This is a genomic window from Mycobacterium paraffinicum (assembly GCF_001907675.1).
GTDB lineage: Bacteria > Actinomycetota > Actinomycetes > Mycobacteriales > Mycobacteriaceae > Mycobacterium > Mycobacterium paraffinicum_A.
In genome coordinates this window covers 221,548-237,853 of the sequence record NZ_MPNT01000002.1, presented here as the reverse complement: position 1 = coordinate 237,853, position 16,306 = coordinate 221,548, and the positions used below count along the sequence as shown (strand labels likewise).

At 68.7% G+C, this 16,306-nt stretch carries 17 protein-coding genes and 1 pseudogene; 11 read left to right on the top strand and 7 right to left on the bottom strand.

Annotated elements, in window-relative coordinates; all coding sequences use genetic code 11:
* Window positions 1-38: 38 nt before the first annotated feature.
* Window positions 39-527 carry an inorganic diphosphatase gene (locus BRW65_RS03840; RefSeq protein ID WP_073871449.1) on the bottom strand — a complete coding sequence of 163 codons (489 nt, stop codon included), beginning with the start codon at window positions 525-527 and terminating at the stop codon, window positions 39-41.
* 114 nt (window positions 528-641) lie between these two features.
* On the opposite strand from BRW65_RS03840, the gene dacB reads away from it, so the two are divergent.
* The 4 genes from dacB to hpt are packed head-to-tail and all read left to right on the top strand — an operon-like array spanning window position 642 to window position 4,670.
* A complete protein-coding gene (gene dacB / locus BRW65_RS03835) occupies window positions 642-2,027 on the top strand; it encodes a D-alanyl-D-alanine carboxypeptidase/D-alanyl-D-alanine endopeptidase (protein WP_073871447.1) in 1,386 nt (461 codons plus the stop codon).
* Window positions 2,024-3,067: a zinc-dependent metalloprotease gene (locus tag BRW65_RS03830; RefSeq protein WP_073871745.1), complete on the top strand. Its 1,044-nt coding sequence runs from the start codon at window positions 2,024-2,026 to the stop codon at window positions 3,065-3,067. Before dacB ends, BRW65_RS03830 begins: the two co-directional genes overlap by 4 nt.
* Window positions 3,046-4,008, top strand: a complete 963-nt coding sequence (gene tilS, locus BRW65_RS03825; RefSeq protein ID WP_073871445.1) for a tRNA lysidine(34) synthetase TilS — start codon at window positions 3,046-3,048, stop codon at window positions 4,006-4,008. The genes BRW65_RS03830 and tilS overlap by 22 nt, the downstream gene beginning before the upstream one ends.
* A 50-nt stretch (window positions 4,009-4,058) precedes the next feature.
* Window positions 4,059-4,670 carry a hypoxanthine phosphoribosyltransferase gene (hpt, locus tag BRW65_RS03820; RefSeq protein WP_073871443.1) on the top strand — a complete coding sequence of 204 codons (612 nt, stop codon included), beginning with the start codon at window positions 4,059-4,061 and terminating at the stop codon, window positions 4,668-4,670.
* A gap of 9 nt (window positions 4,671-4,679) precedes the next feature.
* Here hpt and BRW65_RS03815 read toward each other — a convergent pair whose 3' ends face one another.
* Window positions 4,680-5,426, bottom strand: a complete 747-nt coding sequence (locus BRW65_RS03815) for an SIMPL domain-containing protein (protein WP_073871441.1) — start codon at window positions 5,424-5,426, stop codon at window positions 4,680-4,682.
* A gap of 419 nt (window positions 5,427-5,845) precedes the next feature.
* Here BRW65_RS03815 and BRW65_RS03810 point away from each other — a divergent pair, with 419 nt between their 5' ends.
* Window positions 5,846-6,145 carry a PE family protein gene (locus BRW65_RS03810; RefSeq protein ID WP_073871439.1) on the top strand — a complete coding sequence of 100 codons (300 nt, stop codon included), beginning with the start codon at window positions 5,846-5,848 and terminating at the stop codon, window positions 6,143-6,145.
* 11 nt (window positions 6,146-6,156) lie between these two features.
* Complete coding sequence (locus tag BRW65_RS03805) at window positions 6,157-7,401, top strand: PPE family protein (RefSeq protein ID WP_073871437.1); 1,245 nt, start codon at window positions 6,157-6,159, stop codon at window positions 7,399-7,401.
* 23 nt (window positions 7,402-7,424) lie between these two features.
* Here the strand turns inward: BRW65_RS03805 and BRW65_RS03800 are convergent, their stop codons facing one another.
* Both BRW65_RS03800 and BRW65_RS03795 read right to left on the bottom strand, forming a co-directional pair.
* Window positions 7,425-9,011, bottom strand: a complete 1,587-nt coding sequence (locus BRW65_RS03800) for an HNH endonuclease signature motif containing protein (protein WP_073871435.1) — start codon at window positions 9,009-9,011, stop codon at window positions 7,425-7,427.
* A 44-nt stretch (window positions 9,012-9,055) separates the two neighbouring features.
* A complete protein-coding gene (locus BRW65_RS03795) occupies window positions 9,056-9,406 on the bottom strand; it encodes a hypothetical protein (RefSeq protein ID WP_073871433.1) in 351 nt (116 codons plus the stop codon).
* A 170-nt stretch (window positions 9,407-9,576) separates the two neighbouring features.
* On the opposite strand from BRW65_RS03795, the pseudogene BRW65_RS32130 reads away from it, so the two are divergent.
* The 4 genes and pseudogenes from BRW65_RS32130 to BRW65_RS03775 all read left to right on the top strand — a co-directional run.
* Window positions 9,577-9,870: pseudogene (locus BRW65_RS32130) on the top strand (PE family protein); the annotation flags it as partial.
* Between the two features lie 660 nt (window positions 9,871-10,530).
* Window positions 10,531-11,649 carry a PPE family protein gene (locus tag BRW65_RS03785; protein WP_073871429.1) on the top strand — a complete coding sequence of 373 codons (1,119 nt, stop codon included), beginning with the start codon at window positions 10,531-10,533 and terminating at the stop codon, window positions 11,647-11,649.
* A 77-nt stretch (window positions 11,650-11,726) separates the two neighbouring features.
* Window positions 11,727-12,023, top strand: a complete 297-nt coding sequence (locus tag BRW65_RS03780) for a WXG100 family type VII secretion target (RefSeq protein ID WP_073871427.1) — start codon at window positions 11,727-11,729, stop codon at window positions 12,021-12,023.
* A 28-nt stretch (window positions 12,024-12,051) separates the two neighbouring features.
* Complete coding sequence (locus BRW65_RS03775; protein ID WP_073871425.1) at window positions 12,052-12,336, top strand: WXG100 family type VII secretion target; 285 nt, start codon at window positions 12,052-12,054, stop codon at window positions 12,334-12,336.
* Window positions 12,337-12,451: 115 nt separating this feature from the next.
* On the opposite strand, the gene BRW65_RS03770 is transcribed toward BRW65_RS03775, so the two are convergent.
* The 3 genes from BRW65_RS03770 to BRW65_RS03760 are packed head-to-tail and all read right to left on the bottom strand — an operon-like array spanning window position 12,452 to window position 15,617.
* Window positions 12,452-13,465, bottom strand: a complete 1,014-nt coding sequence (locus BRW65_RS03770; RefSeq protein WP_073871423.1) for a zinc-binding dehydrogenase — start codon at window positions 13,463-13,465, stop codon at window positions 12,452-12,454.
* A complete protein-coding gene (locus tag BRW65_RS03765; RefSeq protein WP_073871421.1) occupies window positions 13,465-14,652 on the bottom strand; it encodes an LLM class flavin-dependent oxidoreductase in 1,188 nt (395 codons plus the stop codon). Before BRW65_RS03765 ends, BRW65_RS03770 begins: the two co-directional genes overlap by 1 nt.
* A complete protein-coding gene (locus BRW65_RS03760) occupies window positions 14,649-15,617 on the bottom strand; it encodes an alpha/beta fold hydrolase (RefSeq protein ID WP_139272870.1) in 969 nt (322 codons plus the stop codon). The genes BRW65_RS03765 and BRW65_RS03760 overlap by 4 nt, the downstream gene beginning before the upstream one ends.
* Window positions 15,618-15,751: 134 nt before the next feature.
* Between BRW65_RS03760 and BRW65_RS03755 the strand changes: the two genes are divergently transcribed.
* Window positions 15,752-16,168, top strand: a complete 417-nt coding sequence (locus BRW65_RS03755; RefSeq protein WP_073871743.1) for a VOC family protein — start codon at window positions 15,752-15,754, stop codon at window positions 16,166-16,168.
* Window positions 16,169-16,306 lie beyond the last annotated feature (138 nt).

Here is a 16,306-nt window from a genome sequence, read left to right as displayed (position 1 = left end):
GCGGTTGCGCCATGAGCGTCACCGCACCTCTTCGGGCGTCAGTGCCCGTTCGACTTGAACCGCTCCACCGAACGCTGCACCTCGGCCTCGGCGTCCGAGCGGCCGACCCAGTCGGCGGCCTTGACGAACTTGCCCGGCTCCAGGTCCTTGTAGTGCACGAAGAAGTGCTTGATCACGTCCAGCTCGAACTCGGGCACGTCGCCGATGTCCTGGATGTGGTCCCAGCGGTGGTCGCCGGCCGGCACGCACAGCACCTTGTCGTCGCCGCCCTTTTCGTCGGTCATCCGGAACATGCCCACCGGGCGCGCCTCGACGATGACTCCCGGGAAGACCGACTGCGGCAGCAGCACCATCGCGTCCAGCGGGTCGCCGTCCTCGCCGAGGGTGTCCTCGATGAAGCCGTAGTCGGTCGGATAGCCCATCGAGGTGTACAGGTAGCGGTCCAGGCGCACCCGCCCGGTCTCGTGGTCGATCTCGTACTTGTTCCGCTGGCCTTTGAGGATCTCGATGGTCACATCGAATTGCACTGTGCGCTCCTTAGATCTGGGCGTTTCGCGGTAGTCCCGTCGCGTCGGGGATCACCCTAGTCGAGGCCTTTGCGGCGGATTCGGCAGAATGGGCGGGAGACAGTCAGGAGAGCGATGGGTCCCACTCGCTGGCAAAAATCCACCCATGTGTTCGTCGGGTTGGCCGTGCTGGCGTTTGTCGCCGCCGTGGTGGCGGCGGCAACGTTTTTCACCTCGGCGGGGCACGGCGGCAACAATTCGCACGCCCCGATACCGGCCCCGCACGCGCCGACCGTCAAGCCGGGAATGGTCCCGGTCAGCGACACCGCCGAGACGCCAAGCCCCGCCGGGGTGGCGGCCGTGCTGGGGGCCGTGGCGGCCGATCCCAACCTGGGCAGGTTGGGGGCCCGGGTCACCGACGCCCTGAGCGGAAAAGAGCTCTGGCAGGTGGCCGGCGACATGCCGCTGGTGCCGGCGTCGACGAACAAGGTCCTGACGGCGGCCGCCGCCCTGCTCACCCTGGACCATCAGGCCCGGATCAGCACGCGGGTGGTGGCCGGGAGCCAGAACGCGCAGGGGCCCGTCGTACTCGTCGGGTCCGGTGATCCCGTGCTGTCGGCGGCGCCGCCGGGGGTCGAGACCTGGTACCGCGGATCGGCCCGGATCAGCGACCTCGTCGAGCAGATCCGCCGCAGCGGCGTGACGCCGACCGCGGTGCAGGTGGACACCTCGGCGTTCAGCGGGCCGACGATGGCGCAGGGCTGGGACGGGGCCGACGTCGACAACGGGGACATCGCGCCGATCGAGTCGGTGATGATCGACGCCGGGCGCATCCAGCCGACCACCGTCAACTCCCGGCGCTCCCGCACCCCGGCGCTGGACGCCGGACGGGAGCTCGCCAAGGCGCTGGGCCTGGACCCCGCCGCGGTGACGGTCGCGACGGCGCCCTCGGGAGCGCGGCAGCTCGCCGTCGTGCAGTCCGCGCCGTTGATCCAGCGGTTGTCGGAGATGATGGACCACTCCGACAACGTGATGGCCGAGTGCATCGCCCGCGAGGTGGCGGCCGCGATCAACCGGCCGCGCAGCTTCGCCGGCGCCGCCGACGCGGTGTCCAACCGGTTGGGCACCGCGCACGTCGACACCGCGGGCATCACGCTGATGGATTCCAGCGGGCTTTCGGTCGACGACCGGTTGACCGCCAAGACGCTTGACGGCGTGCTGCAGGCCGCCGCCGGACCCGACCAGCCGGCGCTGCGGGCGTTGCTGGACCTGCTTCCGATCGCCGCAGGCAGCGGCACGCTCGCCGACCGCTTCACCGATGCCGCCTCCAACCAGGGCCCGGCCGGTTGGCTACGGGCCAAGACCGGATCGCTGACCGCCATCAACGCCTTGGCCGGGGTGCTCACCGACCGCAGCGGACGGGTGCTGACGTTCGCCTTCATCTCCAACGCCGCCGGCCCGAACGGCCGCAACGTGGTGGACGCCCTGGCCACCAAACTGTGGTCCTGCGGGTGCTCATGAGCCCGCCCTCGGAGCTGACGCTCGGCACCGCCGTCGACTGGGGCTTCGCCGCCACCGTCGGCCAGCGGTTGGCCCGCCCCGGCCCGCCGTCCAGCGACTACACGCGTCGACAGGTGATCGACGAGCTGACCAGCTCGGCGGCCAAGGCCGAACCGCCGGTGCGTGAGGTCACGGGCCTGGTCACCCAGGGCGCGGTGCCCGCCGCCCGCATCGTCGACCGTCCGCAGTGGATCGGCGCGGCCGCCGAGTCGATGCGGGTGATGATGAACGGGGCCGAGAAGCCGCGGGGCTTCTTCACCGGCCGCGTCACGGGCGCACAGACCGGCGCCGTGCTGGCGTTCGTGTCGTCCGGGATCCTCGGCCAGTACGACCCGTTCGCCGCCGCGAAACAGGGCTGCCTGCTGCTGGTGTATCCGAACGTCATCGCCGTCGAGCGGCAACTGCGCGTCGAGCCCTCCGACTTCCGGCTGTGGGTGTGCCTGCATGAGGTGACGCACCGGGTGCAGTTCACCGCCAATCCGTGGCTGTCCGAGCACATGTCGCGGGCGCTGGCGCTGTTGACGCGCGACGCTGGGGAAGACATCGGGCAGGTGGCGGGCCGGCTCGCGGAATACGTGCGCACCCGCGGCGAGGGGGCGCCGGACAGCCCGTCGGGGATCGTCGGCCTGGTGCGCGCGGTGCAGTCCGAGCCGCAGCGGCAGGCCCTCGATCAGCTGCTGGTGCTGGGCACGTTGCTGGAGGGCCACGCCGACCACGTGATGGACGCCGTCGGGCCGATGGTGGTGCCGTCGGTGACCACCATCCGCCGCCGATTCGACGACCGCCGCAACCGCAAGCAACCGCCGCTGCAGCGCCTGCTTCGCGCGCTGCTGGGGCTCGACGCCAAGCTCAGCCAGTACACGCGCGGCAAGGCGTTCGTCGACCACGTGGTGGGCAAAGTCGGGATGGAGCGGTTCAACGCCATTTGGACCGGACCCGAGACGCTGCCCCTGCCCGCCGAGATCGAGGAACCCGAACGATGGATCGACAGGGTGCTGTAGGGCAGCTGCGCGCGGCTGTCGAGGCGTTCGTGAAAACCCACGTCGCCACCGTCGAACAGTGGTGCGTGGCGCTGTCCGGTGGTCCCGATTCGCTCGCGCTCACCGCGGTGGCCGCCCAGCTGCGGCCCACCACCGCCGTGATCGTCGACCACGGCCTGCAACCCGACTCCGCCGGTGTCGCCGAAACCGCCCGGGCGCAAGCCGTCGGCTTGGGATGCGTTGCGGCGCAAGTGGTTCGCGTGCACGTGGGCAATGAGGGCGGCCCCGAGGCCGCGGCCCGAGCCGCGCGTTATGCGGCGCTGAGCGCGTACCACGACGGGCCGGTGCTGCTGGGCCACACGCTCGACGATCAGGCGGAGACCGTGCTGCTGGGGTTGGGTCGCGGGTCGGGTGTGCGGTCGATCGCCGGGATGCGGCCGTACGACCGGCCGTGGGGCCGGCCATTGTTGGGCGTGCGGCGCGCCGTGACCCACGCCGCGTGCCATGAGCTGGGTTTGGCGGCCTGGCAGGATCCGCACAACACCGACCGCCGCTTCACCCGGACCCGGTTGCGCCTCGAGGTGCTGCCGCTGTTGGAGGACGTGCTGGGCGGCGGGGTGGCCGAGGCGCTGGCCCGCACCGCCACCGCGCTGCGCGAGGACACCGAGCTGATCGACACGCTCGCCGCCCAGGCGTTGCCCGACGCGAAGGCCGGCGCGGGGTTGCAGGCGCAGGCGCTGGCCGCGTTGCCCGCCGCGGTGCGGCGCCGGGTGATCCGGGGCTGGTTGCTGGCGGGCGGCGCAACGGGCTTGACGGACAAGCAGATCCGCGGCGTCGACGCCCTCGTCACCGCCTGGCGCGGGCAGGGCGGGGTGGCGGTCGGGTCCGCGCTGCGCGAGGAGCGGTTGATCGCGGGGCGGCGCGACGGCGTCCTGACCCTGTGGCGGGAGCCGGTCCGATAGGCGCAATACCCGGGTCGCCGTTGGTTATTCGGCCCTTGGCGTGGCACTCTGTGGGCGTGGCCCAGATCTCCTCGGCGATCACCCCCGCGCAGCCCGTGGAGCTGTACCCGGGGGACATCAAGTCAGTCCTGCTCACCACCGAGCAGATCCAGGCCCGAATCGGCGAACTCGGCGAGGAGATCGGCGGGCACTACAGCAACGTCATGGCCGAGACCGGCCAGGATCTGCTGCTGATCACCGTGCTCAAGGGCGCTGTGATCTTCGTCACCGACCTGGCGCGGGCGATTCCGGTGCCCACCCAGTTCGAGTTCATGGCCGTCAGCTCCTACGGGTCCTCGACGTCGTCATCCGGTGTGGTCCGGATCCTCAAGGACTTGGACCGCGACATCCAGGGCCGCGACGTGCTGATCGTGGAGGACGTCGTCGACTCGGGCCTGACCCTGTCCTGGCTGCTGCGTAACCTCACCAGCCGCCATCCGCGGTCGCTGCGAGTGTGCACGCTGCTGCGCAAGCCCGACGCGAAGGGCGCCAACGTCGACATCGCCTATGTGGGCTTTGACATCCCCAACGACTTCGTCGTCGGCTACGGCCTGGACTACGACGAGCGTTACCGCGACCTGTCGTACATCGGCACCCTGGATCCCCGGGTCTACCAGCAGTAGACCCGGGGTCTAGTCCAGCTCCCACACCGCGGTCACCGAGAAGCTCACCGTCTGCTGGCCAGGCTCCAGCGGGACAGCGCTCGGCATGGCCCTGGGCGGGGCGGGCGGCCCACCCGTCGTCGGTTCGGTCGCCTCCGAGATGGACAGCACCCTGCCCAGCCGGAGTCCGGACAGCTGGGCGTACTGCTCGGCGCGGTTCTTGGCGTCGTTGAACGCTCGCGCGCGGGCGTCCTTGACCAGCTGTGAGTCATCGGCAATGGAGTAGCTCACCGACTTGATCCGGGTGGCGTCGCCACCCGTGCCGACAATGAGGGCCAGCATCCGGGACGCGGCGTCGGGCGGGTGGAGCTTGACCGTGATGGCGTTGGTGGCCCGGTAGCCGGTGATGGTGGCGGTGCCGTTGGGCCCCGGGTTGTTGAACTGCGGCTGCAGCGTCACCTCGGTGGTGCTGATGTCTTTACGGTCGACGCCCGCGCCCGCGAGCGCGTTGATGACCGCTTGCTGGCGGTCGTTGGTCTGGTTCATCGCCGAGGTCACATCGGGTGCGGTGAACTCGATACCGACGTCGGCGGTCAGCGTGTCCGGAACGCCCTGGACTTGGCCCGACCCGATGACGGTGACCTGCCGGGGGTTGACGCCGGGCGCGGGCGCCGAAGGCGGGGAATCGCAGGCCGACACCGCGACGGTAGCTAGCCCGGCGACGGCCAGGGCGATCAACTTGCGGGCAAACCTCGGGGCATTCGTTGCGACCGGCATGACTGGCACCCTAGCCGTCGGGGCAGGCCGAGGCCACGAGTGCCCGGCACCGGGCGAGTCCGCCGGTTCGTATGCACGAACGTTGCTGTCCGGCAACGGTGTTTGTTCTCGAATTGGAATGTCGCCGGCGTTGCGGCACGGCCGGGCCGGTCGCGGGCAAACGGTCCCAGCAAATCTAGCAACCACATATATGAACCTATATGATTCCAAACATATTGGTTTGTAATGACTTTCATGCTGAACACAAAAGTTGCAGCTTCTCCTGCCAGCTAAGTGAACAGTTATCGACTCGGCCATGAATTGCCAGGCCAAGGGCTGTCATTCCGGGACGTGACTCCCCTAACGTGTCCAGACGTCCGATTCGGTGCCCGACGGCGGCGCTGAAAGGTATTGAGTGCAAGGTGATTTGAGGAGGGGATATGCCTTTTGTGCTGGCGCAGCCGGAGATGATCGAGGCGGCCGCGGGGGAGCTGCATGGCATCAACGCGGCCGTGCGGGAGGGGAATTCGGCCGCAGCCGTCCCGACGACCGGGGTGGTTCCCGCCGCCGCCGATGTGGTGTCGCTGTTGACCGCGGCGCAGTTCTCCTGGCACGCGCGGCTCTTCCAGGAGGTCAGTGCCCAGGCCGCCGCGGTTCGAGAGCAGCTTGCGACGACGCTTGGCATCAGCGCGGGTTCGTACGCCGCCACCGAGCTCGCCAACGCCGCTGCGGTCGGTTAGGCCGGGACGCGATGCTGGATTTCGCGCAGTTACCGCCGGAGGTCAACTCCGCGCTGATGTATTCGGGACCCGGCTCGGGGCCGCTACTGACCGCCGCGGCGGCCTGGGACGGGCTGGCCGCCGAGCTGCAGTCCGCGGCGTCCGCCTACGGGTCGGTGATCGCGGGCCTTGGCGACGGGCCGTGGCAGGGGCCGGCCGCAGAGGCCATGCTGGCGGCGGCCGCGCCGCAATTGGCGTGGCTCCAGGGCACGGCCGGGCATGCGGAACAGGCCGCCACCCAAGCCATGGCGGCAGCGGGCGCCTACGAGTCGGCGTTCGCCGAGACGGTGCCGCCGCCGGTGATCGCGGCGAACCGGGCGTTGTTGATCGAGCTGATGGCGACGAACGTCCTCGGACAGAACACCGCCGCGATCGCGGCCACCGAGGCGCAATACGGCGAGATGTGGGCTCAGGACGCCGCCGCGATGTACGGCTATGCCGGCACGTCGGCCGCGGCGGCGACCTTGCCGCCATTCGAGCCGGCGGCACCCACCACCAACCCGGCCGGGGTTGCGGGTCAGGCCGCGGCGGTCGCCCAAGCGGTCGGCACCAGCGAAAGTAACAGCGCCCAGGCCCTGGACGCGGTCCCCCAAACGCTGTCGTCGCTGGCCGGTTCGACGAACAATTCCGCGGCTGCCAATCCCGCGTTTTCCCTGGGCGGAATCGGGCTGAACCCGGAGGGCGATGGGCTCGTCATCGGTGGCCCGCTGGGTGATGTGTTGGAGGGTCTGACCGGTTCGCAGACCTTGGATGCCAGCACGCCCTTCGACGCGTTCATCCGATTGATCTCGCCGACACGGCTTTTCACGACATCGTTCAAGGACATTCAGGGCATCGCTCAGGGCATGATGCCCGCCGCGAAGTCCGCCACCGAGGGCGCCGCCAAGGCCGCCGAGGCGGCTCTGCCCGCCGCGGTATCGGGCGGCGCAGGCCTGGGATCGATCGGGTCGATCGGCGGCGCGGTTGGTAAGGCGGCGTCGATCGGTGGTTTGTCGGTGCCGGCAGGATGGGCGAGCACTACGCCCACGCCACCACCGGTCACCGTGGCGTTCAACGGCCTCTCTGCCGCATCGGCTGCCGAACCGGCCACGAACGCGGTGGGCGGCGTGCCGATGACGCCGCTTGGCGGGATGGGCCGCGGCGCTGCGGCACATTTTGTCGCACCCCGATATGGGTTCAAGCCCACGGTCATCGCTCAACCCCCCGCGGGCGGCTGAGAATCGGAGCTGGGCTGCGTGTGTCAGAAGGGCGGATCGTCGGGCAGTGACCTCAGCGGCGGCTCGTCGGGAGTCCAATCCGGCGGGAGTTCCTCCGGTTCTTTGGGATCGTTCACCCAGGTGCAGAACGGGCTGGTACTCGGTGTGCCCTTGAACAGATAGAGCATGTCGCGCATGTGATTTCGGAACTTGCGTGCTGTGATCTCCTGCTGACGCGCCTCCTCTAACGCCCGACGCGCTTCGTTGATCGGCCTCTGCACGCGGTTATGGTTGCGCGCGCGCGTGATTCGCGCGTTGCGCTGCTGCGATCTGCTTCTCCTGTTGGGAACCGGCGGCGCGCAGGCCGGTCCGCGAGGCTGCGGGAAGAGGTCGGCGCCGGCGGGGAAGGTGCGATAGGTCCGCCCGCTGGGTGACAGCCAGACGACTGTGCCGTCGGCCAGTTGCGTGTCGCGCCACCCACCGAAGGTCTTAAGTCGATGATGTTGGCGGCAAAGGCATTTCAGATTCCCCGCAACGGTATGCCCGCCAGCCGCCGGATTTTGGTGGTTGAACGGAATGGTGTGGTCGAGATCGCAGACGACGGCCGGACGGCTGCAGCCGGGAAAGCGGCAGGTGAGGTCCCGGCACCGCACCGCCCGCTCCAGCGCCGCGGGCGGTTGATATCGCAGCGCCTCGACGGGGCTTGTCACCGGATTGGCGACGAGGAGGGCTGCGGCGGCTGCCAATCGGCGCACCTGCTCGGCGTCGATCACGCCGTAGCCCTCCAGATAGCCCGGCTCGGCGCCATCACCGTAGACCGTATGGTCGCTGGCCACCACGTTGATCACTACCCGCGCTTCGGCATCACGGTCGGGGGCGGCGTCGCCGACCCGGCGGGGGCACTCCGGTTGCCCGCAGGCACAGGACAACCCGTGGCCCTCGGCCAGTGCTGCCAGTGCGTCGGCCCGGCGCTGATCGATTGTTCGCGGGTCGGCAGGGCACACCTGCTTGGCAAGTTGCGAGAGCCGTCGGTCAAACGCCGTTGCGGCCGTTGCGGCGACCGACCCGTAGATCTCGGCCATCCCATCGCCGGTGGCGCTGATTCCTACGTGGCGGTCGCGCTCGGCGGCGAGGCGACGCTCGCGGACGGCGTCGGGGTCGGTGGTGCGCACGGCGGCGTCGGCGGCGTTGATGATCCGCTGCCTTGACCAGCCGTGCCAATTGCCGATGCGCTCGGCCAGCGACTGGTCGATCTTGGCGATCAGCTGCTCATCAGTGACCAGGTCGGTCCTGCCGATGATCAAGCGCACGGTGCGCCAATCCGTCCGGCCCTCCGCGAGCAGGGCCGCGATCTTGGGCAACCTGATGTCCAGCGCCTCCGCGTGTGACACCAGGTAACTGGCCCCCACGGGGGAGAGGTTCATGGCGGCGGCGACCTCGGCCGCGGTCTGCTCGAAACCGTCGATTTCCGCGTATTCGCGCGGGCGCTCGGGCCGCTCGGCGGCGGCGGTCCGATGTCGCAATAGCGCAGCCACCGCTGCCATTCGGCGAGCGACCAGCATGGATTCCTGCCGGTGGGTCACCTCGATCAGCTCCACAAGGGAGGCGGGATCAACCGGTACTTCGAACATGTGTTCGATTGTATGGGGCGCCACCGACAACCAGAACGGCGAACTCAGTCGCGCGAGCCCTCCGCGGAGGGATTCGGCATCAGCACTCGCTGTCGGGTCGTGACACGGAACGGATCCGGCGACTGTCCGTCGCCAAGGACCGCGTGCACGTCCTCGGGCGTGATCAGTCCCAGTTCTATCTGTAGCCAGGTAGCGCTGAGCCCGAACGCGTGCGCGGCACGCCTGGCCTCCTCGGCATCGGGAAAGTCGTCTGCGTTGGCGCGCCCGCCGGCCCCGTACCAGCGCCCCTTCGTCACGCCACAGGCGTCGCGCAACTGCTCGATGGTGATGTCGCGGTTCAGCGTCGCTTCGAGCAGGCGCTTCAGCCCCCAACCTGCGGCATTCGTTCGTGGCATCCACCCAGAGTAACCCGCTGCCGAAACGCGGGCAAAGTGTCTCCACCTGCGAGTCTTAGGACTGAATTCAGAAGTCAATACCCAAGACTAGACAGAGATTCATAATTCATGACATAGTGTCCGCAAGCACGACAAGAGAAGCCGAAATCAGGCATCACGAGGAGAAGCACATGTCGTTCCTGACCACCCAGCCGGACCTGCTGCTAGCCGCGGCGGGGCAGCTCCAATCGATCGGCTCGGCTGTGACCGCCGCCAATTCGACGGCCGCCTTCGCGATCACGGGAGTCGTTCCGGCGGCGGCCGACGAAGTCTCCGTGGTCACCGCGGCCACCTTCGCCGGCTATGGCCAGCAATATCAGGCGATCAGCGCCGAGGCCGGCATGATCCACGAGCAGTTCGTCAGCGCGCTGGGGCTCAGTGCCGATTCGTATGCGGCGACCGAGGCCGCCAATGCGACGCAAGCCGCGGGCGGCCACTTCATGCCCGCCATGCCGGTCCGTATGGTTCCCGCCGGGCCGGCCCGCCTGACGCCGGCCATGCCCACTCGCGTCGCGCCCGCCGCGCCCAACCGCGTGGCCCCGGCGGCGCCTGCCCGGCCGGCCGCTCCGCCGGCCAGGCCGATGCCCGCCGCGCCGAGCCCGGCGCCCGCCACATCCGCCGCCCCGGGGTGGCACGGCGGCGGTTATGGCTACGCCACACCACAGAACGGCGGCTATGCCGGCTATGGAGCTGCCAATTATGGCCGTCACCAAACGCCGTACGGGGGCGGGAATTACGGCGGACACCCGGCCCCGCGCGTCGAGCACGTCGCACCCGCACACATGGCGCCCGCCCAGCACGTCGAGCACGTCGCGCCCGCGCATGCGATGCCCCTCGAGCACGTCGCCCGCGCTGACGTGGCGCCCCAGCACGTCTCACCCGCCGAGCTGGCGCCCACCGCTCCGGTCCACCGGGAGTCCCTCGCGGCCGCCATACCCGCAGAGAAGGTGCTGCCCATGCACCTGCCGGCCGGCACGCCCACCGAGCACGTCATTCAGGCGCACGCCGCCTTCAAAGCCGCCGCCGGTCCAAAGCCATTGCCGGCGCTGGCATAGCGAAAACGACCACAAGAGAGGAATGCAGTCATGGATTTCGGTGCGATGCCTCCGGAGATCAACTCGGGCCTGATGTATGCGGGGCCGGGACCAGGTTCGATGCTCGCGGCGGCGATGGCCTGGGAGGGCCTGGCCGCGGAGCTGCGCGCGGCTGCGACGAGCTACGGGTCGGTGATCCTGAACCTCACCGACGCCGGCTGGCAGGGCCCGTCGTCGGCGGCCATGGCGGCCGCCGCAGCGCCCTACGTGGCTTGGATGCACGCGACCGCCGCGCAGGCCGAGCAGGCCGGCATGCAGGCGACGGCCGCCGCGGTCGCTCATGAGGCGGCGTTCGCGGCTACTGTGCCGCCGCCGATGATCGCCGCTAACCGCTCGTTACTGATGATGTTGGTCGCGACCAACTTCCTGGGGATAAACGCCGCGGCGATCGCGGCAACTGAGGCGCAGTACGCCGAGATGTGGGCCCAAGATGCGGCGGCCATGTACGCCTACGCCGGCTCGTCGGCCGCGGCGGCGATGCTGGCCCCGATGGCGGTTGCCCCGCCGACCACCAACCCCGGAGGTGCGGCGGGTAGCACCGTGGCGGCGGGTGGGGCCAGCATGCAGGGCGCCGCGCAGGGGTTGGCGATGGGAGTGCCGTCCGCACTCAATTCTTCCGCGTCGTCGTTGGTGAGCAGCTTCCCTTCGGCCGTCAGCAGTTTCACCGGCTTGCTCGGCACGCCGTTCGGAGGACAGGGAGCCGGAACGGCCACATCGGGAATGGGTGGGTTGACGGCGTCAAACGCCGGTCTTGCGACCGCCATGCTCGGACCCGGCGTGGTCTCGCGCGTCGGAATGCCCGGAATGGAGCACCTGGCTCCTGCCTCGCCGTCCCTGCGCGCGCCGGAGATGCTCGCTCCCGCGCGGCTGATGCCGTCGGCGGCGATGGGCCAGGCGGCTCCTGTTGGAGGTTTGTCGGTGCCGCCGAGCTGGCAAGCGGCGACGCCCGAGGCCGCCGCCCCGGCGGCCAGCACGCCCTTGGGCAGCGCCGGCGCCCCGATGCTGGCTCCCCGCGGTATTCCGGCGGGGCAAGTGGGCGGCATGGAGGTGCGCGGATTCGGTGCTGCGGCGCCGGCTCGCGTCAGCGTATTGCCCCAGCTGGTCGGATGACGAAAGGGGGAGAGGATACCTCGACGCGCTAGAGACCAAAGTTCAGTATTCACAATCATTTTCGAAGGAGAAATGCAATGACAGCACGATTCATGACCGACCCGCACGAAATGCGGGCGATGGCGGGCCGCTTCGAGACGCACGCCCAGACGGTGGAGGACGAGGCACGCAAGATGTGGGCATCGTCGATGAACATCGCCGGCGCCGGGTGGAGCGGTCAGGCGCAGGCGGCCTCGTACGACACCATGGACCAGACCAATCAGGCGTTCCGCAACATCGTCAACATGCTGCACGGCGTGCGCGACGGCCTGGTTCGAGACGCTAACAACTACGAACAGCAAGAGCAGGCTTCACAGCAAATCCTGGGCAGCTAGCCCACTAACAAATAGGAGACGAGCAACGATGACAATCAACTACCAGTTCGGCGATGTCGACGCCCACGGCGCCACCATTCGCGCGCAGGCCGCGTCACTGGAGGCCGAGCACCAGGCCATCGTGCGCGATGTGCTTGCGGCCGGGGACTTTTGGGGCGGCGCCGGGTCGGCGGCGTGCCAGGAGTTCATCATCCAGCTTGGCCGCAACTTCCAGGTGATCTATGAGCAGGCCAACGCTCACGGGCAGAACGTGCAAACTGCCGGCAGCAACATGGCGGGCACCGACAGCGCCGTCGGGTCCAGCTGGGTCTAGTGGCGATCGCAAGCGCGGCGTGGCCGGGCGCGGCGGGTCGCCACCGTGGGTCTAGTGGCGATCGCAAGCGCGGCGTGGCCGGGCGCGGCGGGTCGCCACCGTGGGTCTAGTGGCCCTAAGGGGTGACCAGAACCTTGCAGTGTCGCTCGGGGTCGGCGAGGTCGTCGAAGGCCGCGCCGACCCTGTCCAGGCCGACTTCCCCGGTGATCAGCGGGCTGACATCGATATCGCCTTCGGCCAGCGCGCGCAGCGAGTCGGTGAACTCCTCAGGGCTGTAGGCAAGCACGAACTGGACGTTGATCTCTTTGGCGATCGCGAAGAACGGATGCACGGTGTCTGGCTGCATGCAAACCCCTGCGACCACCAGACGAGTGCCGGGCCGAGCCCGGAGCAACACGTCGTCGATGATCCCGGGCACGCCGACCGCCTCGAACACCACGGCTGGTTTGACCGAGTCGAACGGCGAGCCCTGCGCCGCGTCCAGCGCCTGATGGGCGCCCATGGCGGTGGCCAGTTCCCGCCGTTTTGGCGAAAAGTCCGATGCCACAATGCTTTCCACGCCACGGGCGCGCAGGGCCGCGATGATCGCGATGCCGATCGGGCCGCAACCGATGACCAGGGCTGTCTCACCGGCGGTGACGTTGGACTTGTTGACGGCGTGCAAGCCCACCGCCATGGGTTCGGTCAGGGCGGCATGTTTGAAGTCCAGTCCGTTGGGGACGGGCAGCAGCAGCGGCGCCGACAGCAGCATGCGTTCGGCGTAGCCGCCGATTGTGCTGTTGCTGTACACGATTGGCTCGGCACCCTTGGCCGACAGCAGCACCGGCAGCGAGGTGACCAGCGTCCCGGGCGGGTGGGTCTCGGTGTCGGGGCCTGCCTCGAGCACCTCGGCGCTGAACTCGTGCCCCATGAAAATGTCGTGGTCGAGGTCGACGTGCATGCCGCCCCGGCCGCCGGCCACCCGATCGGTCATCTCGAGCACCTGCGCGCCGTGTGCGGCGAAATGCAAGTCCGAGCCGCAGATCCCGCACGCGCGCACGCCGACGAGCACCTGCCCTGCCCGCGGCACGGGATCCGGCACATCGTCCCGGCAGACCATCCGGCCGTTCCGCAACACCGCGGCGCGCATCAGCTTTTCACGGCCTTCTGTTCGTCGACATGTTCGGTGATGGCCTTCACCACGGCCTCACCGGCCCGTCCGATCAACTGATCGCGATTGCCCTTGGCCCAGTCGTGCGACGAGCGTGACGCTTCGAGCTGCCCCTTGAAATGGGGAATCACCTTGCGCGCCATCAGGTCATAACAGTGGTACGTCGCATCGGGGGAAGCCCAGTCGTGGCCCAGCATCAGCAACGTGCCGAAACCGCCGGAGCGCTCGAGCAGGTCTTCGATGTGGGCGATGGCGTCGTCGGGGGTGCCGATGCAGCAGTTGCCCTTGGCTGCGTAGTCCTCGACGAACTCGTGCGGTGACTGGGCACCTTCGACGGAGTTGGCCAACGGCACGAACCCGGCCGCGCCGAAGTAATTGGCGAAATCCTGCAATCCGTAAGTGCAGTCGTCGATGGCCTTCTCGCGGCTGTCCGCGATGTGCATGATGCTGAGAACACGCCAGTCGGCCCGGTCCGGCTCGTCGCGGCCGACTTTGGCGGCCTGCTCGCGCACCACGTCCCAGGTGGTTTCCAGGGCGGCGAAACCGCCCGGCACCGACATGGACAGCGACAGCAATGACGTGCCCAACGCGCCTGCCAGTCGTGGTCCGGACGGCGAAATCATTGCCGCCGTGGAAATCTCCGGGTAGGGCCAGGTGTAGGGCCGGATGTGCAGTTGCGCATCGCGCAATGTGAACCAGTCGGTGTGGCGGTCGATCCGCTCCGACGGGCCCGCCCGGAACAGAGCGAGGATCGCCTCGAGCGACTCCTGCATCATGTGCCGTTGATCGACTGGGTCGATGCCCATCATGTAGGCGTCCGACGGCAGCGCGCCTGGGCCGGTGCCGAACATCACCCGGCCGCGGGTGAGGTGGTCGAGCAGCACCCACCGATCGGCCACCATGAGTGGATGGTGGTAGGGCAGCGAGACCACTCCGGTGCCCAGCCGGATGTGCTTCGTCCGCTCCGCGGCGGCCGCGATGAACACCTCCGGGCAGGCGATCAGTTCGTAGCCGCCGGAGTGGTGTTCGCCGAACCACGCCTCATCGAAGCCGAGCCGATCCAGCGCGACGACGCGTTCCATGTCGTATTCCAAGGCCACCGTTGGTGATTGGCCGATCGGGTGGAACGGTGTGATGAAGACACCGAACCGGAGGGGGGCGGTCATCGCAGCTCCAATCCGTTGAGGAAGTCCAGCAGGGCGGCGTTCACCTCGTCCGGCCGTTCCTGCTGCAGCCAGTGCCCCGCGTCGTCGATCATCACCTGGCGGTAGGGGCCGGTGATCAACTCCGACGCGCGGTCGGGGCGGGTGAACGTCAGCACCGGATCGGCGGTCCCGCCGATAAAGAGTGCGGGGACAGTGATCTTGGCGTCGGCCAGCTCTGGCGTGGTCTCCCAGTTGCGGTCGAAGTTGCGGTACCAGTTCAGGCCACCGGTGAACCCGGTGCGGGAGAACTCGCTGATGTAGTGGTCGAGCTCGCCCTGGCTCAGCCAATCGGGCAGGTGGTCGGGTTCGGGAAGCCGGTCGATGAAACCCTCGGTGCCGGGCGCCACCATGCGCGACGAGGCGAGCGGGTCACCCGACGTCCGCAGGCCGCCCAGCATCCTGCGCATGGTGCGGGCCGGATCACCGTTGAGCTCCGCGTCGGCGACGCCCGGCTCCTGGAAGTACAGGATGTAAAAGAAGTTCTGGCCGAACATCTTGCGCCACGCCTTAGTCGGTGCCGCGTGCGAGCGGGGCACCGCGGGCACGCTGAGCGCAGCGACGGCCGCGACTCGATCCGGGTGCAGCAGCGGCGCATTCCAGACCACGGCGGCGCCCCAGTCGTGTCCGACCCAGACAGCGCGCTCGGCGCCGACGTCGTCGAGCAGACCGACCAGGTCGGCCGTCAGCTGGTGGATGTCGTAGGCCTCGATCGGTTCGGGGCAAGAGGAGCCGCCGTAGCCACGCTGATCGGGCGCCAGCACGTGGTAGCCGGCCTCGGCGAGGACGGGAATCTGGTGGCGCCACGAATAGGCCAACTCGGGAAAGCCGTGGGCCAAGATGACCACGGGCGCGCCGCGCTCTCCAGCCTCGACCACCCGTAGCTGTACACCGTTGGTTTCCACTAACCGTTCGGTTGATCTGGGCACCATGTCACCAAAGCACACCCCCTCCGGTGCTGAAAAGAAATCGCGCTGATTGCGAATAGCATTCCAACGGCTTTGGTCGCCTGGTAGATATCGCCGTGAAGCCCACGGATTTCTTGGAAGTAGGTGGAGGCGACATGAGGCGGCTCGATCACGTCGTCGTCTGGACGAATAATCCGCGCGCGTCGATGGATTTCTATGCAAGGGTGGTCGGGTTGGCGCCGGTCCGGTTTGCCGAGTTCGAGGCGGGCGACGCGCCGTTCCCGAGTGTCCGGGTGTGTGAGGACTCGATCATCGACCTGTCGCCGATTGCCAATATCGCTGACACCGAGACGCTGACGCGGGTGGACGGCAGCGCCGGCCACCCGGTGAATCATGTTTGCCTTGCGCTGTCGAAGTCGGAGTACGACGCATTGGATGACCGCCTGCGAGCGGAGGGGGTGGACACCAGCGCGCGGTTGGGCCCTACCTTCGGGGCGCATGGCTGGGCGCCGCAGGCGTTCTACTTTGCCGACCCGGACGGCAACGTGATCGAGGCCCGCTATTACGAGTGATGCGATCCCGACGGCTGTGATCGCCACCGAGCGTCACGCTGGCGTGACCGCCGCAGCCGACCGCCGCGCTGGCGTGACGCTAGGCGCGACGAGCGGGAACCCCTGCTCGTTATATCGACGGCGACCCGCTGCGCCCCG

Bases quoted from the DNA above. Each gene is read 5' to 3' on its own strand.
- BRW65_RS03810 (WP_073871439.1), top strand. From the start codon at position 5,846: ATGCCTTTTGTGCTGGCGCAGCCGGAGATGATCGAGGCGGCCGCGGGG.
- tilS (WP_073871445.1), top strand. From the start codon at position 3,046: ATGGATCGACAGGGTGCTGTAGGGCAGCTGCGCGCGGCTGTCGAGGCG.
- BRW65_RS03785 (WP_073871429.1), top strand. From the start codon at position 10,531: ATGGATTTCGGTGCGATGCCTCCGGAGATCAACTCGGGCCTGATGTAT.
- BRW65_RS03805 (WP_073871437.1), top strand. From the start codon at position 6,157: ATGCTGGATTTCGCGCAGTTACCGCCGGAGGTCAACTCCGCGCTGATG.
- BRW65_RS03795 (WP_073871433.1), bottom strand. From the start codon at position 9,406: ATGCCACGAACGAATGCCGCAGGTTGGGGGCTGAAGCGCCTGCTCGAA.
- BRW65_RS03815 (WP_073871441.1), bottom strand. From the start codon at position 5,426: ATGCCGGTCGCAACGAATGCCCCGAGGTTTGCCCGCAAGTTGATCGCC.
- BRW65_RS03775 (WP_073871425.1), top strand. From the start codon at position 12,052: ATGACAATCAACTACCAGTTCGGCGATGTCGACGCCCACGGCGCCACC.
- BRW65_RS03830 (WP_073871745.1), top strand. From the start codon at position 2,024: ATGAGCCCGCCCTCGGAGCTGACGCTCGGCACCGCCGTCGACTGGGGC.
- BRW65_RS03765 (WP_073871421.1), bottom strand. From the start codon at position 14,652: ATGACCGCCCCCCTCCGGTTCGGTGTCTTCATCACACCGTTCCACCCG.
- BRW65_RS03800 (WP_073871435.1), bottom strand. From the start codon at position 9,011: ATGTTCGAAGTACCGGTTGATCCCGCCTCCCTTGTGGAGCTGATCGAG.
- BRW65_RS03780 (WP_073871427.1), top strand. From the start codon at position 11,727: ATGACAGCACGATTCATGACCGACCCGCACGAAATGCGGGCGATGGCG.
- BRW65_RS03755 (WP_073871743.1), top strand. From the start codon at position 15,752: ATGAGGCGGCTCGATCACGTCGTCGTCTGGACGAATAATCCGCGCGCG.
- dacB (WP_073871447.1), top strand. From the start codon at position 642: ATGGGTCCCACTCGCTGGCAAAAATCCACCCATGTGTTCGTCGGGTTG.
- BRW65_RS03770 (WP_073871423.1), bottom strand. From the start codon at position 13,465: ATGCGCGCCGCGGTGTTGCGGAACGGCCGGATGGTCTGCCGGGACGAT.